This is a genomic window from Streptomyces sp. NPDC026500 (genome assembly GCF_055567635.1).
On record NZ_JBVHQB010000014.1, the window covers coordinates 222,730 to 241,562 of the forward strand.

Annotated in this window: 16 protein-coding genes; 6 read left to right on the forward strand and 10 right to left on the reverse strand. The window is 71.0% G+C overall.

The features are described 5' to 3' along the window. Positions 1-133 precede the first annotated feature (133 nt). The 3 genes from ACZ4N5_RS25505 to ACZ4N5_RS25515 form a co-directional block, all read right to left on the reverse strand. Positions 134-1,069 carry an RNA polymerase sigma factor gene (locus ACZ4N5_RS25505; RefSeq protein WP_467759378.1) on the reverse strand — a complete coding sequence of 312 codons (936 nt, stop codon included), beginning with the start codon at positions 1,067-1,069 and terminating at the stop codon, positions 134-136. A 155-nt stretch (positions 1,070-1,224) separates the two neighbouring features. Further along, positions 1,225-1,887 (reverse strand): DedA family protein, encoded by a 663-nt coding sequence (locus ACZ4N5_RS25510; RefSeq protein WP_467759379.1) that lies wholly within the window; start codon positions 1,885-1,887, stop codon positions 1,225-1,227. Next, the gene (locus ACZ4N5_RS25515; RefSeq protein ID WP_467759380.1) at positions 1,857-2,588 is read right to left on the reverse strand and encodes a class I SAM-dependent methyltransferase; all 732 of its coding nucleotides are present in this window, start codon (positions 2,586-2,588) and stop codon (positions 1,857-1,859) included. Before ACZ4N5_RS25515 ends, ACZ4N5_RS25510 begins: the two co-directional genes overlap by 31 nt. A 118-nt stretch (positions 2,589-2,706) precedes the next feature. On the opposite strand from ACZ4N5_RS25515, the gene ACZ4N5_RS25520 reads away from it, so the two are divergent. Further along, positions 2,707-3,834 carry a sensor histidine kinase gene (locus ACZ4N5_RS25520; protein WP_467759408.1) on the forward strand — a complete coding sequence of 376 codons (1,128 nt, stop codon included), beginning with the start codon at positions 2,707-2,709 and terminating at the stop codon, positions 3,832-3,834. Beyond that, positions 3,831-4,481 carry a response regulator gene (locus ACZ4N5_RS25525; protein ID WP_467759381.1) on the forward strand — a complete coding sequence of 217 codons (651 nt, stop codon included), beginning with the start codon at positions 3,831-3,833 and terminating at the stop codon, positions 4,479-4,481. Before ACZ4N5_RS25520 ends, ACZ4N5_RS25525 begins: the two co-directional genes overlap by 4 nt. Positions 4,482-5,205: 724 nt before the next feature. On the opposite strand, the gene ACZ4N5_RS25530 is transcribed toward ACZ4N5_RS25525, so the two are convergent. The 5 genes from ACZ4N5_RS25530 to ACZ4N5_RS25550 all read right to left on the reverse strand — a co-directional run bounded on the left by ACZ4N5_RS25530 (position 5,206) and on the right by ACZ4N5_RS25550 (position 11,173). Then, complete coding sequence (locus ACZ4N5_RS25530) at positions 5,206-6,069, reverse strand: translation initiation factor IF-2 (RefSeq protein WP_467759382.1); 864 nt, start codon at positions 6,067-6,069, stop codon at positions 5,206-5,208. Positions 6,070-7,001: 932 nt separating this feature from the next. Continuing rightward, positions 7,002-7,448: a type II toxin-antitoxin system PemK/MazF family toxin gene (locus ACZ4N5_RS25535; protein ID WP_467759383.1), complete on the reverse strand. Its 447-nt coding sequence runs from the start codon at positions 7,446-7,448 to the stop codon at positions 7,002-7,004. Positions 7,449-7,651: 203 nt separating this feature from the next. Continuing rightward, positions 7,652-9,142, reverse strand: a complete 1,491-nt coding sequence (locus tag ACZ4N5_RS25540; protein ID WP_467759384.1) for a flotillin family protein — start codon at positions 9,140-9,142, stop codon at positions 7,652-7,654. A gap of 361 nt (positions 9,143-9,503) precedes the next feature. Beyond that, positions 9,504-9,722 (reverse strand): hypothetical protein, encoded by a 219-nt coding sequence (locus ACZ4N5_RS25545; RefSeq protein WP_467759385.1) that lies wholly within the window; start codon positions 9,720-9,722, stop codon positions 9,504-9,506. 26 nt (positions 9,723-9,748) lie between these two features. Beyond that, positions 9,749-11,173: an amidase gene (locus tag ACZ4N5_RS25550; RefSeq protein WP_467759386.1), complete on the reverse strand. Its 1,425-nt coding sequence runs from the start codon at positions 11,171-11,173 to the stop codon at positions 9,749-9,751. Positions 11,174-11,341: 168 nt separating this feature from the next. Here ACZ4N5_RS25550 and ACZ4N5_RS25555 point away from each other — a divergent pair, with 168 nt between their 5' ends. The 3 genes from ACZ4N5_RS25555 (at position 11,342) to ACZ4N5_RS25565 (ending at position 15,140) form a co-directional block, all read left to right on the forward strand. Beyond that, a complete protein-coding gene (locus tag ACZ4N5_RS25555; protein ID WP_467759387.1) occupies positions 11,342-12,376 on the forward strand; it encodes a LacI family DNA-binding transcriptional regulator in 1,035 nt (344 codons plus the stop codon). A 95-nt stretch (positions 12,377-12,471) separates the two neighbouring features. Beyond that, the gene (locus ACZ4N5_RS25560) at positions 12,472-13,686 is read left to right on the forward strand and encodes a 4-hydroxybenzoate 3-monooxygenase (RefSeq protein ID WP_467759388.1); all 1,215 of its coding nucleotides are present in this window, start codon (positions 12,472-12,474) and stop codon (positions 13,684-13,686) included. A 17-nt stretch (positions 13,687-13,703) separates the two neighbouring features. Further along, a complete protein-coding gene (locus tag ACZ4N5_RS25565; RefSeq protein ID WP_467759389.1) occupies positions 13,704-15,140 on the forward strand; it encodes an aldehyde dehydrogenase family protein in 1,437 nt (478 codons plus the stop codon). A gap of 75 nt (positions 15,141-15,215) precedes the next feature. On the opposite strand, the gene trxA is transcribed toward ACZ4N5_RS25565, so the two are convergent. Then, positions 15,216-15,611 (reverse strand): thioredoxin, encoded by a 396-nt coding sequence (trxA, locus tag ACZ4N5_RS25570; protein WP_467759390.1) that lies wholly within the window; start codon positions 15,609-15,611, stop codon positions 15,216-15,218. A 119-nt stretch (positions 15,612-15,730) separates the two neighbouring features. Here trxA and ACZ4N5_RS25575 point away from each other — a divergent pair, with 119 nt between their 5' ends. Then, positions 15,731-17,164 carry a dihydrolipoyl dehydrogenase family protein gene (locus ACZ4N5_RS25575; protein ID WP_467759391.1) on the forward strand — a complete coding sequence of 478 codons (1,434 nt, stop codon included), beginning with the start codon at positions 15,731-15,733 and terminating at the stop codon, positions 17,162-17,164. 332 nt (positions 17,165-17,496) lie between these two features. On the opposite strand, the gene ACZ4N5_RS25580 is transcribed toward ACZ4N5_RS25575, so the two are convergent. Continuing rightward, positions 17,497-18,519, reverse strand: coding sequence for a tyrosinase family protein (locus tag ACZ4N5_RS25580; RefSeq protein ID WP_467759392.1), 1,023 nt, complete (start codon positions 18,517-18,519; stop codon positions 17,497-17,499). Positions 18,520-18,833: the final 314 nt, after the last annotated feature.

The window sequence follows — 18,833 nt, forward strand, 5'->3', positions numbered from 1 at the left end:
GCCGTTGGCGGGCGATCTGTTCGGGCCGTCGACGCCGCCCACACCCGGCGATCACGGGGCCTCGGAGTCGGTTTCCGGGTCGTTCAATGAAAAGATGTGTAGTAGCCGACAGCGAAGCCGACGATGAAACCGGTCATGAGCGGAACCACCTGGCTATGGTGAATCGTCTTCCGTGCTTGCGCTTTCGAGAACGGCTCCTTGAGGTCGCGGACGGCATCTTGTGCAGGGCCCGGGTGAGGAACGGCGGATCCGGGAACGGCACCGGAGTCGATTCCTTGATCCATTCGTAGTTCTTGCCCGGCCACCATCCCAGGAGTTGTTGAGGAAGCTGATTCAATAATCGGGCTTCCAGATGAATGATGTCCAAGTAGATCTGGCGGCAGGCCGGGCAGTCACCGGCGTGCGCCATCGTCGTCTTATTCGCCGGTATCTCTGGAAGACAGGTGAGAAGTTCCCGAACTGACTTCCTGCAGTCGGGCAGTGTGGTCCTGGCCAGATGGAGGTCGACTCGGTACCGGCGCAGTTCTGTCAGGCCCGCCTGGCAGAAATCGTCCAGAAGGCGTTCGCTGATTCCGGTGATATCGGCGATCTGCCTGGGGTTATCTCGCTCAACAATCCTGTGCCAGAGAAGGCACCGCACGGTGCGCGGCAGCCGTTCCCAAGAGAATGCCAGATCTTCGTCCCCTTGCATGGGCCACTGGGCGCCGCGCGTTACCCAGTGCCGAAATTGCGACGCTGCGGAATCCGGGTCCTCCGAATATCGCGAGACGGCAGCTTTCCGCACCCGCTCCAGAAGTTGCAGCCGCAGGCAGTCAGGGAAGCGTGATTCAGTCCGGATCGACCCGGCTTGGATTTTCTGCAGCAGATCCGCGAAAGACTGGCAGGTAATTTCATATGCGTCCGCCGAGGTGTACATGCATTCGGCGGCGTATGCATAGACGCCCTGGTAGTGCCGATTGAAGATGGTTCGGAAGGCGTCGAGTCGGCCGGACTGTGCCTTTCTCGCGAGCGTCGTGTCCGGGTCGGTCTCGTTACGGTGGGGTGTGGTGGAGATCTGAAGCGGATTCATGAGATCTACCTGGCGTCAGACGTGGACATGGCGATTGATGGAGAGAACGTCCTCCGGTTCGCGAACTTTCACCGACCCGGCAGATCCGCTGGGGCGCGGTCATCAGCCGGACCTTCGACGGCCGACTCCCGGCAGCCCGTCAGTGACCGACAACTTCAGTCACACCGTTCGTTTGACCGACCCGAGCGCGAGCGATTGTCGCCATGCCGTTTTGCGCAGGTCAGGGCGGCACCTCCGGCAGCGCCGACGACGGCTGCCGCCGTCCATCCGCCGACGGCGCCGAGGTGCCCCGTGCAGGCAACCGCCGTGTATCCGGCGCCGACCTCACAGCCTGCCCACAGGACCGCTGCCAGCGCGCTGTACGGCGCGATACGGCGGTAGGGCAAGTGGGCGGCGCCGGCCAGGTGCGGGCCGATGGTACGGATGACCGGCAGGAACCGGCCGGTGAACACGGCCCGGCCGCCGTGCGCATGCATGAGGGCCTCGGCCCGTCTCCAGGCCGCGCCGGGGATGCGGCGCCCGAGCCGCCCCGCGCGCATGTGACCTCCCAGCAGGCGGCCGGTCCGGTGGCCGAGCGCGTCGCCGGCGACCGCGGCCAGCGCGGCGACCGCGACGACGACGGCGAGGTTCAAGGGGCCGGTGCGGGCAAGGGCGCCGGCGGTCAGCAGCAGCGTGAAGGACGGCACGAGGACACCCACCAACAGGGCGGACTCGGCCAGCACGGCAGCGGCCAGCACCCCGTACGCGACCATGCCCGACTCGCGGCTGAGCAGGACGCACAGCACACTCACCTCGGCGTCCCGGCCGTGGCGGAGCACGAGTCGCACACCGTGGGTCCGGCAGCGGGGGCGCGCAGCCGCCAAACCCTGGCGGGCGGAAGGTTGGCCCACACCGTCCTGTGATCGGTCGTGCACCGACCTTGATGGCGGGCCAGGACTGCTTCCACAGCCTGGTGACGGCGCACCTCGACCCGGGAGGCCACCAAGGCGCGCAGGGGACCGGAGCCCCGGTAGGCGAAGTAGGTGAGCACCCCTCCCGGGCGGAGCAGTTCCCGGTACCGACGCATGATCGTCTCGACTTGGCCGGAGGTGAAGTTGGTGAACGGCAGGCCGGAGACGATCACGTCGTAGCGGCGGTCGGTGACCAGTTCCTCGACCCGCGAGTGGTGGACACGCACCCGCTCCGGACAACCGGCCAGGAGCGGATGGGTGCGGACCAGACGACGCAGACGGTCGGCGAAGACGGCGTTGGCCTCCACTATGTCCAGGCTGCTGCCCTCGCTCAGGAGGGGGATCAGCTCACGGGTGACCGCCCCCGTCCCCGCCCCTGCCTCCAGGACCGTCAGCGGCCGACCGCCCTGCTCGCGCAGCGGCTCGACGAGGGATCGTGCCAGGCGTCGGCTGCTGGGGGCGATGGCGCCGGTGGTGCGCATGTCCCGCAGCGCCTCGGTCAGGAAGGTCCAGCCCTCGGCATCACGCTGGGCGGGAACATGGTTACAGGAGGTGGTCGAGTCGTCCATGGCTCGACGCTAGGCACGGTCCGTGCCGGGGAAATCCGCCGATCTGCGATGGAAGGGGGCGACGAAGGTCGGGGGTGCTCGGGCCGTCGGCCTGCTTAGTCTTGGCCCGGTGAAAGATATGGAGAAGGCAAGCTGGCCGTGGTGGGCGGAGAGCGTGATGGTGGGGGCGGTCTCGGCCCTGTCGGCGCTGGACGCCGTCCTCGCCTCGGGCGGCAGCCACGTCGCAGTGGTGCTAGGGGTGGCGCTGCTCAGCGGTGGTGCGGTGGCGCTGCGGCGTCGGCTGCCGTTGCCGAGTGCCGTGGTCGCCACGGCCCTGGCCGGGGCGTGCGGCCTGATTCTGCCCCTGCTGGTCATGGTCTTCGAATTCACCGTGCGGGGACGTGGCAGGCAGGCGATCGGCTGCGCCGCCGTCGCCATAGTGCTGAACGTGTTCGGCAGGACGCAGCTGACCGTGTGGGCTTCCCGCTCGTACGGCTCCGCCCTGCTGCTGGCCCTGGTCCTGGCGCTCGGGATGTGGGCGGGCAGCAGGCGCCGTCTGGCCGACGCACTCGCCGTCCAACTGCAGCACCTGCGCACCGAGCGCGACCTGCGTGAGCGGGCCACCCGGCTGTCCGAGCGGGCCGCGATCGCCGCCGAGATGCACGATGTCCTGGCCCATCGGCTGAGCCTGATAGCCCTGCACACCGGTGTTCTGGCCAACCGATCGGACGCGCTGCCCGCACCGGTCGTCGAGCGCCTCGCGCTGTTGCGCACGGCCTCCACCGAGGCCCTGACCGACCTGCGTGACGTCCTTGGTGCTCTCCGCATCCCCGGACACACGGAGCGCGTGCAGGACCGGGCACCGGCCGTGCGCCAGGTCGACGACCTGATCGCGCAGGCACGCGCCGCGGGCCAACACGTCGAGGCGGCCGTCGACGGCCGACCGGAGGACGTGCCGGCCGCGCACCGCCTCGCGGTCTTCCGCCTGGTCCAAGAAGCCCTGACCAACGCCCGCAAACACGCCGGCGACGCCCCGGTCACCGTGCACGTCCACTACGGGCCACCGGCCGTCGAAGTGGAGGTCGCCAATGCCGCCGGCAGGCATGTCGAGGGTCCGGCGCCGTCCGGTTTCGGCCTGGTCGGCCTGCGTGAACGCGTCGAAGCCCTCGGCGGCAGCCTCCACGCCGGGCCGGCCGACGCGGGCGCCTGGCACCTCCTCGCGCGTATCCCCCACTCCGCCACCGGACAGAACGGCTCCCTCTCGTGATCCGCGCCATGATCGTCGATGACGACGCCCTGGTCCGCCTCGGCCTGGCCGATCTCCTCGCCGGCGACGACACCATCGAGGTCGTCGCCCAGGCCACGGACGGCCTGCACGCCGTCCAACAGGCCACCGCGCACCGCATCGACGTCGCCCTGGTCGACGTACGGATGCCGCGCATGGACGGCATCGCCGCCACCGCGCGGCTGCGGGGTCTGCCCCACCCTCCCAGAGTGATCACCCTGACCACGTTCGACCTCGACGAGTACGTCTACGACGCGCTCGCCGCGGGGGCCGACGGTTTCCTGCTGAAAGACTGCGATCCGGCCGAGATCCTGCGTGCCGTCCACCTGGTCGCCGCCGGGTCGGCGATGCTCCATCCCGCGGCCGCCCGCCGACTCATCGATCGCTACCACCACACGGCACGCCCTGCGGGAGACCGGGCCCGTGCCCGGATCGACCGCCTCACCCCGCGTGAGCGCGACGTACTCGGGCGGCTCGCCCAAGGGGCCACCAACGCAGAGATCGCCGCTGTCCTCGGTATGCGGGAAAGCACCGTCAAGGCACACGTGAGCCGCATCCTGACCTGCCTGGAGGTCTCCAACCGGGTCCAAGCCGCACTCCTGGCCCGTGACGGCGACCTCACCGGCTGAAATCCGACCCACTCACCATGCGGGAGTCGATGGAGACCGACAGCGGCAGGGAGGGCACCCAGCCAGCTCGACTCGGCGAGGAGCAGATCCCCATATGCCGAGGAGGATTAGTGCAAGAACCGGGACGTGCGGTGGGCCTTCCTGTCCATGCACAGGCCGCTGTGGAATGGCGTGCACTCGGCCTGCGGAGTGACTTGGGGGAAGAGGGGCCGCCGGGGCGTGCTTCTCGGGCCGGTCCGGCCACGGGGGATTGCCATCGCGGCCCGTGTCACCGTGCCCCGGCGGCCGGTCTACAGGTGGGGGTGGTTGATCATGTCGGCCACCCCCGTATGGTGCGGCTGATGGTCGAGTGACGTGCCGTCCATGGTGACGGGGGCTACGACCACGCTCACCTTCGTCTTTCCGCCGTCCTCGCCCGGTGGGTGGCACGGCGACGACATACTCGCAGCCAGACCACAGCGGCACGGACGATGGCGGCCGGGGCGGTGAGGACCGCCCCAGCAGTTGCCGAGCGCATCGCTGCAGATCACTGCGGCAGCGACGGTGGCCACCACGAGTGCGAAGTACAGGGGTCCGGAGCGTGCGAGTGCACCCGCTGTGAGCATGACGGGCACATCGAGAACAAGTGCACCAATCGGCGGCATGGACTCAGTGAGGACCGCGATGCCCAGTACGGCGCAGGCGGTGGTCGCAGGCAGGTGGACCAGAGGGTCGGGTTGAGAGTTCACGGGGTCCAGGCAGACCGTGCGGGTGCGGACGGGCGATCGGCGAGGCTCAGCTGCCAGACACGGGCGGGCGGAAAGTTGCGCCACACCGGCCGGGAGCCCGTGGCGTACCGGCGCTGATATGCGGCGAGGACCTGCTCGGCACCTCGGCGGCGGGTCGCCTCGCCGCGGGAGAGCAGTCGGCGCGGAGCTGCGACGGTGGTGTAGTACGTGAGCGTTCCGTTCGGATGCAGGAGGCGCATGCAGCTGTTCATGATGGCCTCGACCCGGTCCGGGGCGAACGCAGTGAACAGGAGGCCACCGATGATGACGTCGTAATGGCGGTCGGTTTCGAGACGCTCGATGGGGACCGGAAGGACACGGACCCGCTCCGGGCCGGCGAGGAGGCCTGGGTTTGTGTGGAGCAGGTGTCGAAGCCGGCCCGCTCGGGAGGGGTCGGCTGCGACTATGTCCAGGCGGCTTCCCTCACTCAGTAGCGCAAGGATGGTGTCGCTGACCAAACCGGCACGCGCTTCGGTGACAAGGACGTTGATCGGACGTCCGCTTCGCGCACGCACCGGATCGGCCATCAGCGCGATCAGCCTCCTGCCCGGGCCGGCTCGGCCGGCGTTGCACACACCATGAATGGTGTCGGCGAGGAAGAGCCAGCCTTCGGCTTCACGCTGCGCGAGCACACGGTCGTGCGACGTCATGAGGAAAACCATGGTCCAAACGCTATGTGAGGGCACAGGCAGGCGGACCGGGCGTTGTGCGACGGCTGCATTCGACGAAAGTAGGTGGTGCGGGTGGCCATTGGTCGCACCCGGAGACTTGCTGGATCCGCTGCCATCGCCAGTCGAGTACGTCGAGCCGGCTTTGTTCACGCCTTCCAGGCATTGGTGCAGCCTTGGTTCCAGCGGTCGTCCAAGTAGGGCTTGAACCGATCGAGTACGGCAGGGGCGCCCCTGTCATTCAGGAATGACCGTTGTTCCCACCTGGAGCCCGCTCCCAACTACCCTGTGGTGAACACTGGGGCGACCGGAGTGAGCACCAGCCCGGCCGTAAGGGCCGGCAACCCTCTCCGGGGCGCCTGCGGCGCACTGGTAGGAGAGTGTCATGCATCGTGGACGCGACAAATACCGCACACCGGGCTATCGGCCGGCCGGGGATACCGACGCGCTGCGGATGCAGGAATGCGGCAGAACGGAAGACCATTGGCTGAGCGAGGAACGTCCCGGTACGACCTCGTGGTCCGGGGCCTCTTGGAGCACCTCCACCCCGCGCTCCCTGCGGGCGTGGCGGTCGGTCCGCCGCCTCCTGCGGATCCCTTCCCGATGAGGCGGCGCAAATCGACCTGCGGTTCCGGAACCCGTCCAGTCCGCGCGCGGACTCGACGCAGTAGGCGGAACCGCCGTCCGCTCCCGGTGTGTATCGAAGCATCATGCGGTGCAGCGCGCCCGCTGCGTGTGGTGCGGCACCGTCCGGCGGCCGCCCTGCCGAGTGGAGGGGCCGCCACATGCGGGCGCTGTCAAAGACCGCGTCCTACATGGTGTCAACGAGCAAGACCTGGCGCACCTGTGGTGTCTGGGAGGAGATCACGGCTGGTCTGCCCGACACGGGTCAACCGATCTGGCCGCCCAGCCTCGTGGCGTCGCTGCGGGTGAGAGACGGGTGGACCCCGCGCATCCTGGCTCGGGAAGAAGCGGTACCCCCCGGAAATGGACGTGTGGCGTCCTTCGCCCGGGGGCCTCCGTCTCCTCGCGGTCCGAGTGGTGCTCGTCAGGGCGCTCACCGCGGCGTGCTCACCACGTCGCGCTCAGCGCCAGCCGTACCGCTCCCGCAGTCGGTGCACCACCGAGTTGAACCGCATCCGGTCCAGCGCGCACGCCTCCCGTCGCATCCCCTCCTCGTGCAGCCGGAGCACGCGGTCGACGTCCACCCAGGAGTCCCGCCCCGTCCGGTCCCACGGCCCGCTGCCGATCGCCACCCACTCACGGTCCCCGTCGTGCCGCTTGCTGGAGAGCTGAACGGCGAGCAGTGTGCCCGCGGCCTCCCGGGCCACGACCAGCACCGGGCGATCCTTGCCCCGGCCGTCGTTCTCCTCGAAGGGCACCCACGTCCAGACGATCTCGCCGGGATCGGGGTCGCCGTCGTGCGCGGGGGAGTACTCGGTCTTCATGGCGCCGACCTCGCGGGGCTCGGCCTCGGAGGTCGCGGAAGGGCCGTAGCGGCCGGGAACGTCGTCTTCGGTAAAGGCAGTCACGCGGGTCACGGTAGAGCCTGCGCGTGTCGCCGCGGCGGGCGGGTCCGCGGCCGTACGGCATCGGGGCTGCGGGGGTCGCGGGCCAACTCCCCCGCGACTCCCGCCGCACGGCGTCGGGCGTACCGGAGCTGTGGCCCAACTCCCGTACGCCCGAGCCTCATTACGCGGAACCTCCGGTGTCTGCGCGCCTCAGCGCGCCGACCTCACCCCTTGTCCTTCTCCACGGGCACCCTCTCGCTGACCGGCGGCGCGAACCCGTTGAGCTCCGCCGCCGGGTTCTTGGCCGGGCCCCCGTCCGGGTTCATCGTCGAGAGCAACTGGCGTGCCAGGCCGAGGCCGGTGCCGCCCATGGTGAGCGCCTTGGCGAACATCTCCGACATGCCGTCGGCCCCGTTGAGCAGCACCATGTGATCCACGTTGCCGAACGCGCTCGCGCCCGCCTGGACGATCTCCGGCCAGTTCTCCGCGAGTTGCTGGGCGACGACCGCTTCCTGGTTCTCGGCGAGCGCGGCGGCCCGGGCCTGGATGGTCTCCGCCTCCGCGAGACCCTGTGCCCGGGTCGCCTCGGCTGCCGCGAGGCCCTTGGCCTGGGCGGCGGCGGCCTCGGCCTCGCCGGTGGCGCGGGTCGCCGTCGCGGCGGCCGCACCCCGAGCCTTGGTCGCCTCGGCCTCGGCGTTGGCGGCCGTCTTGACCCGGGTCGCCTCCGCCGCGGCGGCGAGTTCGGTCTCCCTGGCCTTGGCCTGCGCCGCCGAGATCCGCGCGTCACGCTCGGCCTCGGCCCGTGCGCGGATCTCGTACGCCTGTGCGTCCGCGGGCTTGCGGACGTCCGCCTGGAGCTGCTGCTCGCGACGGAGGGCGTCGAGCTCGGCGATCCGGGTCTCCTGAATGACGACGTCCTGCCGGGCCGCGGCGTCGGCGAGCGGTCCGGCCTGCCGGGCCTTCGCCGCCGCCTTGTCGCGCTCCGCCTGGTAGCCGGCCTGGAGGATCTCGCTGTCCCGGGTCGCTTCCGACATCCGTGCCGCGGCCTTCTGTTCGGCCTCGGTGGCGAGACGGTTCGCCTCCGCCTGTGCGATGCGCGCGTCCCGCTGTACGGCGGCGGCGTGCGGCATCGCGAGGTTCTTGATGTAACCGGTCGGGTCCTCGATCTCGTGGATCTGCAGCGAGTCGACGATCAGACCGAGCTTCTCCATCTCCGTACCGCACGCGGCCCGGGTCTGGCCGGTCAGCTTCTCCCGGTCGCGGATCATGTCCTCGACGGTCAACCCGCCGACGATGGACCGCAGATGACCGGCGAACACGTTGTGCACCCGCTCCGACATCATCTTCTGCTGGTCGAGGAAGCGACGCCCCGCGTTGGCGATCGACACGAAGTCGTCGCCCACCTTGAAGATGACCACACCCCGCACCTTCAGCGGAATGCCCTGGGTGGTCACGCAGTCCACGTGCAGCTCGGTCTCGTTGAGGTCGAGCGAGATCTTGCGCACCGCCTGCACGCCGGGCAGTACCAGCGTGCCGCGCCCCGTCACGATGCGGAATCCCATGCCCTCTTCAAGGCCCTCGGTCCGATGCTTCGAACCGGAGATGATCAGCGCTTCGTTGGGCTCCGCGACACGCCACATGAGCTTGAAGACCACAACGATGAAGATCAGTGCGAGGACAACCGCCCCCGCCACGACGCCGACAACCATCGGCATACGCCCCCTTTGGATGGTGCCCTTTCGGCACCGAACGAAGGGAGTGTGCTCCTCGCCGACACCGGGGTACAGAGGTGGGGGAATCCTTGTTGCGTTCTTGACGCATACGGCTCTCACCTGGGACGAGGGCAGCTCAACTGTCGTATGAACGGCGTGAGTCCGCCGCCGTTCCGCGGTTCCATCGGGCGTCGTGCCGTAGCAATGTCGGGTGCCGTTCCGCGGGGCCCGTGGGGAGCCGTCGGGGGCCCGTCGCGCGTCGTCGCGCGGGCAGGTCGCTGCCGAGCCACGGCATACGCGGGAGAGGGCCGCGAGCGCTGCCGGCCGCCCGCGGGCGGGGAAGGCGCGGCGTCGCGGCGCGCCGTCAGCTGTCGTACGCCGCCGCGACGTACACCGTGCGCGGCGGCAGGTACTCCACCACCATGACCACCGTGCCCCGCTCGATGCGGTCCTGTGCGGCGGCCGCGTAGGCGAGGAAGTGCTCGGCGCCGCCGCGCACCCGGACGATCACCTCGCCGACGAGCCCGGGTCCGACCGTGCCGGTGACCCGTCCCATCAAACCGACCATCGACGCATCGTCCATGGTCACAGCGTAAGGCCGGAACTCCCCTATGCGGCCGGGGAGTCCGCGACGGCTTCGTACGACGGCCACTCCTCGTGCCAGCGCCGGTCCGCCTCCAACTGCGCGGCCAGCGACACGAGCAACGGCTCGCTCTCGGCCGGGCCGAGCAACTGCGCGCCGACCGGGAGCCCTTCGCCGACGAAGCCCGCGGGGACGTTCACGCCCGGCCAGCCGAGGACGTTCCACGGCCAGGCGTACGGGCAGGCGGCGATCATGGCCCGGTCGGTGCGGAAGCCGCTCAGGCCGAGCATCGCGCCGATCCGCGGCGGGGGAGCGGCGGTCGTCGGCGCGAGCAGTACGTCGTAGGTGTCGAAGAGCGCGCCGACGCGTCGTCGCAGCACGGGCTCGGCCCGGCGGGCCGCCCGCAGCGGCGCCCCGCCGAGCAGCCGGCCGAGGCGCGCGGCGCCGTGCGTGCGGCGGTCGAGGAGCTCGGGGAACGGCGCGTCGCGCACGCGTTCCGCGATGCCGGCCGTGGCGCGCGGGACGAACGCGAGCCCGATCTGCCCGTAGCGCGGATCGGCCTCCTCCACCGTGTGCCCGAGCCCGGCGAGCCGCTCCGCGAGCGCGAGAACCTTCGCCCGTACGGCGGGGTCGAGCCGCGCGGGCACCGCGGTGAAAGGCGGCTTCAGCGACAGCGCGATGCGCAGCCGGCCCGGATCGCGGCCCACGGCGTCGCGGACGCGCAGCGCGGCGGGCCGGTGCAGATCGCCGTCGTGGCTGCCGCTCGCCGCGTCCAGCAGCAGGGCCGCGTCCGCCACCGTGCGGGCGAGCGTGCCGTTGACCGTGATGCCGTGGAAGGACTCCGGGCGCGGCCAGGTCGAGATCCGGCCGCGCTGTGGCTTGATGCCGACCAGATGGGTCCAGGCGGCCGGGATGCGCACGGAACCCGCGCCGTCCGAGCCCAGCGCGGCGGGCACCAGGCCCGCGGCCACGGCGGCCGCGGAGCCTCCCGACGAGCCGCCCGGAGTGTGCCCGTGGTGCCAGGGATTGCGGGTCGCGCCGAAGGCCGGGCCCTCCGTGAAGGGCCACTGGCCCAGCTCGCAGGTGTTGGTCTTGCCGATCACGACGGCACCCGCCGCGCGCAGACGGCGTACCGCCTCGCCGTCCTCGGCCACCGGCGGGAAGTCGCCCGGGCAGCCGAACGCGGTCGGTTCGCCCGCCACGTCCACGTCGTCCTTGACCGCCAGCGGCACCCCGAGCAGCGGCCGTCGGGCACCCGCCGCCAGCTCCTTGTCCGCCGCGTCGGCCTCGGCGAGGGCGGCCTCGGCGCGCACCAGCCGGAAGGCGTTCACCGTGGGCCGGGCCGCCTCGATCCGGGCGAGCGTCTGTTCGACCAGCTCACGCGAGCTCACCTCGCCGGCGGCCAGCGCACGCGCGCTCTCCGTCAGCCCTGGGGTACGGTCGGGAGCCATTCGGTCACCTCCGAAGACGTTGTCTACCGAACGGTAACCTCTGGGGAGGCCCACCGGTACGTGACACGCAACCTCCTTCGTGGAAACGGCAGTTCCGCGATGCGAGGAGCCGTCCGGGCGGCCCCGGCACGGAGCGGCGCCCGGGCCCCTGCAAGGATGCGGTACGTCATGGTGCAGATACCGAAGCAGTCCGCCCATCCGGCGCCCGCACAGCGACCCGTGCCGACCAGTGCCGATGTGGCACGCCTCGCGGGCGTCTCGCGCGCGACCGTCTCGTACGTCCTGAACAACACCAGCGCCGTCCGGATCAGCGAACCCACCCGGCTCCGGGTCCGCGAGGCCGCCGAGGAACTCGGGTACGTCCCGCACGCGGCCGCCCGCAGCCTGCGCGCCGGGCACAGCCGCATGGTCCTGATGCCCGCCCCGACCGTGCCGGCGGGCCCGCTCTACCACCAGTTCTTCGCCGAACTCCAGTCGGCGCTCGGCCGGCTCGACTACACCGTCGTGCAGCACGGCAGCGTCGGCCTGCGCGGCGACGAGGCCGCCCGCGCCTGGGCCGAGCTGCGGCCCGTCGCCGTCCTGGTGCCAGGCAGCGGGCTCGGCCCGCAGGGCGTGGCGGTCCTCAAACGGGCCGGTGCCCGTGCCGTGGTCACGCTGGGCCCCGAACGGGTCGAGGGTGCCCACGCGCTGCTCATGGACCACGACCGGGTCGGCCACTGCGCGGGCGTCCATCTGCTGTCCGGGGGGCGCCGCCGCATCGGTGTGGTGATGCCCGAGGAGACGGGCCTGGAGATCTTTTCCCGGCCCCGACTCGACGGCGTACGGCGGGCCCTGCGCGGCACGGACGCGACCGTGACCGAACTGCCCCTGGCGTACGAGGAGGAGGCCGCGGCCCGGCTCGCCGCGCGCTGGCGTCCGCTCGGCCTCGACGCCGTGTTCGCGTACAACGACGAGTACGCGATGCTCCTCATGCGCGCCCTTCAGGACGAAGGGGTCGCCGTCCCGGACGAGACCGCCGTCGTCGGCGCCGACGACCTCATGCTCGGCCGGCTCCTGCGGCCCCGGCTGAGCACCGTCCACATCGAGCTGCCGTCCGGCCGCGACCTCGCCGACCTCGTCGACCGCGCGGTCCGCGAACCGGGAGCCGAGCCCGAGACGCACGAGGTGCTGGGAGCACGAGTGGTGCACCGCGCGTCGAGCTGAGAGAGGCTGGGCCTGTTCGCCCGGCCCGTGCGTGGTCGGGCCGGTCCCCGTGCCGGAGCTTCGGCCCCGGCGGCATCGGACACCGGAGGCGCGTCATGCGGACCACGGTCGGCATCATCGGCGGCGGCCCGGCAGGGCTTCTGCTGGCCCGGCTGCTGCACCGGACGGGGATCGACTGTGTCGTCCTGGAGAGCAGGACACGCGCGTACGTGGAGCGGCGCCAGCGGGCCGGGATGCTGGAGCAGGGCACGGTCGACGCGCTGCGCGCGTGCGGAGCGGGCGAGCGGCTGGACGCCGAGGGCCTGGTCCACCACGGCATCGAGCTGCGCTTCGAGGGTGAGCGCCACCACATCGACTTCCCCGGGCTCACGGGCGGCCGGACCGTCACGATCTACGCCCAGACGGAGATCGTGAAGGATCTCGTCGCCCTCCAACTCGACGGCGGACCACCCCTGTTGTTCGAGGCCGAGGCGCTCGCCGTGGAGAAGCCGGAGAGCGGCTCGCCCCTCGTGCGGTTCGTGCACGAGGGACGCGAGCGGACGTTGAGCTGTGACTGGGTGGTGGGATGCGACGGCTCCCACGGCATCGCTCGGGCCGCGTTCCCGGCCGGCACGAGCCGCTCCTACGCCCACGACTACCCGTACTCCTGGCTCGGCATCCTCGCCGATGTGCCGCCCTCCTGTGAGGAGTTGATCTATGCCCGGGGCGCCACCGGTTTCGCCCTGCACAGCATGCGCTCGCCCTCGGTGTCCCGGCTGTACCTTCAGGTCCCGAACGGCACGGACGCCGCCGACTGGCCCGACGAGCGCGTCTGGGACGAACTGGCCGCGCGCTTCGCGGTCGACGGGGACTGGCGGCTGGAACGCGGCCCCGTCACCGCCAAGTCGATCACCCCGATGCGCAGTTGGGTCCATGAGCCGATGCGCCACGGGCGGCTCCTCCTCGCCGGGGACGCCGCGCACATCGTGCCGCCGACCGGAGCCAAGGGGCTCAACCTCGCGGTGTCCGACGTACGGGTCCTGGCCTGCGGCTTCGCCGAGCTGCACCGCACCGGATCAGCCGAACTCCTCGACAGTTACTCGGAGTTGGCGCTTGAACGGGTGTGGCAGGCGACGCGTTTCTCGTACGACATGACTAAGATGTTGCACGTTCAACCAGATGGGGATGCCTTCGAACACCGGATGCAGCTCGCGCGACTGCGCCGGATCACGGCATCCCGTCCCGCCGCCGCCGAACTGGCCGCGAACTACACGGGTCTTCCGCTCGCCCCGAGCCGTACGGGCCCGCTGAGTCCCGCTGGTGATCAGTGAACGATCGGAGAGCCGACATGCCGTTGCTCGACCCCACGACCTGGCAGTCCCGCCCGCTCTCGGGCGATGAGTACACCGTCACCGAGCCCGCCACCGGCGAGAGCCTCGGCACCGTCACGCTCGCCGGCGCCGAGGACATCGCGACGGCGGCGCGGACCTCCCGCGCCGCACAGGCCGAGTGGGCCAGGACCCCGCACTTCGTGCGCGCCGCCGTACTGCGCAGGGCGGGCGACCTCTTCGCCACGCACGCCGACGAACTGCGCGACTGGATCGTGCGGGAGTCCGGCTCCATCCCGGGCAAGGCGGACTTCGAGCTGCACGTCGCCGCCCAGGAGTGCTACGAGGCGGCCGCTCTCGCCTCACGCCCGACGGGCCAGGTCCTGCCCTCGGAGGCGCCGCGTCTGTCGTACACGCGCCGTGTCCCGGTCGGCGTCGTGGGCGTGATCGCGCCCTTCAACGCGCCGCTGATCCTCTCGATCCGCTCGGTCGCCCCGGCGCTCGCGCTCGGCAACGGCGTCGTGCTGAAGCCTGATCCGCGCACGGCCGTGTGCGGCGGCCTCGCGCTCGCCGCCGTCTTCGCCGCGGCGGGACTTCCCGACGGGCTGCTGCAGGTTCTGCCCGGCGGCCCCGAGGCCGGCCGCGCCCTGGTCACCGACCCGCTGGTCCCGGTCATCTCCTTCACCGGCTCGACCGCCGCCGGGCGGGCGGTCGGTGAGGCGGCCGGCCGTCATCTCAAGCGCGCACACCTGGAGTTGGGCGGGAACTCCGCCCTGGTCGTCCTCGAGGACGCCGATCTCGACGCGGTCATCTCCACGGCGGCCTGGGGCTCGTTCTTCCACCAGGGCCAGATCTGCATGACGACCGGCCGCCATCTGGTCCACGCCTCGCTGTACGAGGAATACGTCGAACGGCTCGCCGCCAAGGCCGACTCGCTCGCCGTCGGCGACCCGTACCGCGAACAGGTGCACCTCGGACCCATCATCGACGACGCCCAACTCGCCAAGATCCGGGGGCTGGTGGAGTCCAGCACGGCGGGTGGCGCGAAGCTGGCGGCAGGAGGCACGCACGACCGGCTCTTCTACCGGCCGACGGTGCTCGCCGGAGTCGACGAAGCGACCCCGGCGTACGCGGAGGAGGTCTTCGGCCCGGTCGCGCCGGTCCGCTCCTTCGGCACCCTCGACGAGGCGGCGGCCCTCGCGTCCGCGGGACCCTACGGTCTCTCCCTGGGCATCGTCACCCGGGACACCGCACGCGGCCTGGACCTCGCCGAACGCATCCCGACCGGTATCGCCCACATCAACGACCAGACGGTCAACGACGAGGCCGTCGCACCCTTCGGCGGTACCGCCGCCTCGGGCACCGGCGCCCGCTTCGGCGGCGAGGCCAATCTGGAGGCCTTCACCGACGTACGGTGGACGACGGTGTGCGGGGACGTGGCGGCGTACCCGTTCTAGAAACTCGCGGCGCGGACGCGCCCCGCCCCGGGCGGCTCCGCACCCGGCCCCGGGCCCGGGCGTACGTCGTCCGGGCTACTCGGTGCTGTCGGCCTGCTCGGCGCCCTCGGCCTGCTGGGCCGCGACCGACTTGCGGACCTCGTCCATGTCCAGCTTCCGGGCCTGCCCGATGACGTCGTCCAGCGCGGCGGCGGGCAGCGCCCCGGGCTGGGCGAAGATCGCGACCTGGTCGCGCACGATCATCAGGGTCGGAATCGACTGGATGTCGAACGCGGCCGCGAGCTCGGGCTGCGCCTCCGTGTCGACCTTGGCGAAGACCAGGTCCGGGTTGGCCTCGGCGGCCTTCTCGTAGACCGGGGCGAACTGACGGCACGGCCCGCACCAGGACGCCCAGAAGTCGATCAGGACGAACTCGTTGTCCGTGACCGTCTGGTCGAAGTTCTCCTTGGTGAGCTCAACGGTGCTGCTCATTCCTTTTCCCTCTTCCTAACGTCCGGGTCATGCCGGTTTCGACAACGCCACCCACCGGGGGCGTATTCCGCGCCCGTACCCGTGTGGCCATGGCGCACACCAACAACCAGACTGGCCCCATGACGGAAACGGAATCCATCGCCTACGACGTCGTCGTGCTCGGTGCCGGACCCGTGGGGGAGAACGTCGCCGACCGCGCCCGCGCCGCCGGCCTCTCCACCGCGGTCGTGGAGAGCGAACTGGTCGGCGGCGAGTGCTCGTACTGGGCGTGCATGCCCAGCAAGGCACTCCTGCGCCCGGCCATCGCCCGCGCCGACGCCCGCCGGGTACCCGGCCTCGCCCAGGCCGTGCAGGGTCCGCTCGACGCCCCCGCGGTGCTCGCCCACCGCGACTACTTCACCTCGGACTGGAAGGACGACGGCCAGCTCAGTTGGCTGGACGGTATCGGAGCCGACTTCTACCGCGGACACGGCAGGCTCGCCGGATCGCGCACCGTGACGGTCGACGGGCCCGACGGCGAGCGCCATGTGCTCACCGCCCGGCACGCGGTCGCCGTCTGTACCGGCACCCGCGCCCTGCTCCCCGATCTGCCGGGGCTCGCCCAGGTCAAGCCGTGGACGAGCCGCGACGCCACCAGCGCGCACGCCGTGCCCGGACGGCTGATCGTGGTGGGCGGCGGTGTGGTCGCCGCCGAGATGGCCACGGCCTGGCAGGCCCTCGGCTCCCAGGTCACTCTGCTGGTCCGCGGCAAGGGCCTGCTGCCCCGCATGGAGCCCTTCGCCGGAGAGCTGGTCGCCGAGGCGCTGACCGAGGCGGGCGCGGACGTCCGCACCGGGACCTCGGTGACCGCGGTCTCGCGCGAGGGCTCGACCGTGGTCGCCCTCACGGACACCGGTGACCGCATCGAGGCCGACGAGATCCTTTTCGCCACCGGCCGCGCGCCCCGCACGGACGACCTGGGCCTCGACACGGTCGGCCTGGAGCCGGGCAGGTGGATCGAGGTCGACGACAGCCTCCGGGTCATCGGCAGCGAGTGGCTGTACGCGGTCGGCGACGTCAACCACCGTGCCCTGCTCACCCATCAGGGCAAGTACCAGGCCAGGATCGCGGGTGCCGCCATCGCCGCCCGTGCCGCGGGGGTGCCGCTGCTGGAGACGGACCCCTGGGGCGCGCACGCCGCGACCGCCGACCACGCGGCCGTACCGCAGTGCGTCTTCACCGACCCGGAGGCGGCGGCCGTGGGCCTCTCCCTCGCGGAGGCGGAGCAGGCCGGCCACCGGGTCCGGGGGGTGGACGTCGACATGGCCTCGGTGGCCGGCGCCGGCCTGTACGCGGACGGCTACCGCGGCAGGGCCCGTATGGTCGTCGACCTCGACCGCGAGATCGTCCTCGGTCTCACCCTGGTCGGCCCCGGCGTCGGGGAACTCATCCACTCCGCCACCGTCGCCGTCGTCGGACAGGTGCCGATCGAGCGCCTGTGGCACGCCGTCCCGTCCTACCCGACGGTCAGCGAGGTGTGGCTGAGGCTCCTGGAGGCGTACCGGGACGCGTGACGCGGTGCGCGGCACGCCGGGCCCGTCGCGGCGCGTGACCCCGAGCGGGACACCGGGGCCGGCGTGCGCCGCGTCGCCCCGGCGCGGTACGTCCCGGACCACGCGGGCCGCGTGGTCCGGTCGGCAGGCCGGGGGCACGCGGGCCGCGTGATTGACCGGGACAGGTGTTGGGCGCCTGCACGCGATGAGCCTCGCCGGCGAAGAACACGACGACTGCGGCACCGTGCCCGGTCAAGTCGTGGACGCCCTCACTCCGGCTTTCGGCCCGGGCTTGTCCGGACGGTGACTGGGCTGTCCCGGCGGTGGTCGCGAACTTCCGCCCCCGACGACAGCTACTGGTACGAATAGCCCAGGACCGTGATGTCCTTGACGTTGTCGGCCGTCAGCCCGCCGGCAGCCTGCGTCCACCAGGGATCCAGTCCGGCGTCGGCGCCGGTGACGTTGGGGCCGCCGCTGTGCGTCAGCTGCCAGTGGTCCCAGATTCGGTCGACGTTGGCGTGCAGCAGGAAGAAGATCGGGTCCTCCGCCGCCGTCATCGGGTTCCCCAGGGTCCCCTGACACCAGTCGTGCACGTTGTTGTGGGCGGTCATTTCCAGGCCGTCGATTCTGACGCTGCCGCCCATCAGCCTGCCGTATGTGAAAGCCGTGAAGGTGGGACGTTGCAGGAGGCCATCGATGGTCGACTGGGTCGGAAGGGCCGCCGTCGGGTGTCCGTCCGGCCTGGTACCAGGCGTCGGACGTTCCACGCCTGAGGGTTGCCACACCCAGTCGGGGCGGGCGTGGTCGTTGGCGTAGTCCCAGTAGGGCATCGTGACGGTCGGTTTGATGGTGCGCAGCAGATCCTCGAGCTTGAGGTCGTAAGCACGGTGCCAGGGCAGGAAGCGTTGGATGGCGACGGCCGGCATCCCCGGCATCGTTCCGTGGTGGCGATGGCTCATGTCTTTGTGGGCGGCCACGAGTTCCTTGTACTCCGGAGTGCTATGGGCCTGTTCCAGTGCCTCGTTGAACAGGTCCCGCTCGGCGTTGGTCAACTGCCGGTGGTCCTTGCGGACCCGCTGCGATGCCCGCACCAGCCGGGTGACCAGGGATCGGAGTTGCTCCACCGGCATCGCCGTCGGCATGGACGGCGCGGCTTCTCCGACACCCGCTGACCCGGAAGACACGAAAGAGCCGGGCGGGGGTGCCACGGGAAAGAACCCGGTCGGCGCGGCGGGCAGTTCCGCCGCCATCATCCGGCTCAGGCGCAGACCGACTTCCTCGCTGTCGATGATCTGGGCAGGCGCCCAGCTCGATGCGGCGATCTGGGCCTCTTCGATGTTGGGGAAGTGGTCCGCCATAACTTCGTGGGTGGTCATACGCTGCTCACTCCTCGCTTCCGGCAGCCCGCACTCCTTCAGTCGGGCCGCAGACCTTTCCCACTCTGCTTGGCACGTCGGCAGGCAGCGACCACGGCGGGCCGAAAGGACGACCATCGCGACGAGAAGGCCGTCCGGCGCCGGTCACGCGTGCTCCAACGATCCTTCGATGGTTCTTTGGCCTGTTGTCCAGGACCCGCAAGTGCCTCTGGCGACACAGACGAGGGGCTTCATCGGTCAGTTGGAGAACGACGATGTGGGATGAGGCATTCGGCGGAGTGTTCGGCTGCCGGGATGGAGGAAGATCCATACGA

Excerpts from the sequence above, each read along its gene's own strand:
- ACZ4N5_RS25515 (WP_467759380.1), bottom strand. The coding sequence starts at position 2,588 with ATGGACGACTCGACCACCTCCTGTAACCATGTTCCCGCCCAGCGTGAT.
- ACZ4N5_RS25520 (WP_467759408.1), top strand. The coding sequence starts at position 2,707 with ATGGAGAAGGCAAGCTGGCCGTGGTGGGCGGAGAGCGTGATGGTGGGG.
- ACZ4N5_RS25545 (WP_467759385.1), bottom strand. The coding sequence starts at position 9,722 with ATGGACGATGCGTCGATGGTCGGTTTGATGGGACGGGTCACCGGCACG.
- ACZ4N5_RS25540 (WP_467759384.1), bottom strand. The coding sequence starts at position 9,142 with ATGCCGATGGTTGTCGGCGTCGTGGCGGGGGCGGTTGTCCTCGCACTG.
- ACZ4N5_RS25555 (WP_467759387.1), top strand. The coding sequence starts at position 11,342 with ATGGTGCAGATACCGAAGCAGTCCGCCCATCCGGCGCCCGCACAGCGA.
- ACZ4N5_RS25580 (WP_467759392.1), bottom strand. The coding sequence starts at position 18,519 with ATGACCACCCACGAAGTTATGGCGGACCACTTCCCCAACATCGAAGAG.
- ACZ4N5_RS25565 (WP_467759389.1), top strand. The coding sequence starts at position 13,704 with ATGCCGTTGCTCGACCCCACGACCTGGCAGTCCCGCCCGCTCTCGGGC.
- trxA (WP_467759390.1), bottom strand. The coding sequence starts at position 15,611 with ATGAGCAGCACCGTTGAGCTCACCAAGGAGAACTTCGACCAGACGGTC.
- ACZ4N5_RS25560 (WP_467759388.1), top strand. The coding sequence starts at position 12,472 with ATGCGGACCACGGTCGGCATCATCGGCGGCGGCCCGGCAGGGCTTCTG.
- ACZ4N5_RS25575 (WP_467759391.1), top strand. The coding sequence starts at position 15,731 with ATGACGGAAACGGAATCCATCGCCTACGACGTCGTCGTGCTCGGTGCC.
- ACZ4N5_RS25505 (WP_467759378.1), bottom strand. The coding sequence starts at position 1,069 with ATGAATCCGCTTCAGATCTCCACCACACCCCACCGTAACGAGACCGAC.
- ACZ4N5_RS25550 (WP_467759386.1), bottom strand. The coding sequence starts at position 11,173 with ATGGCTCCCGACCGTACCCCAGGGCTGACGGAGAGCGCGCGTGCGCTG.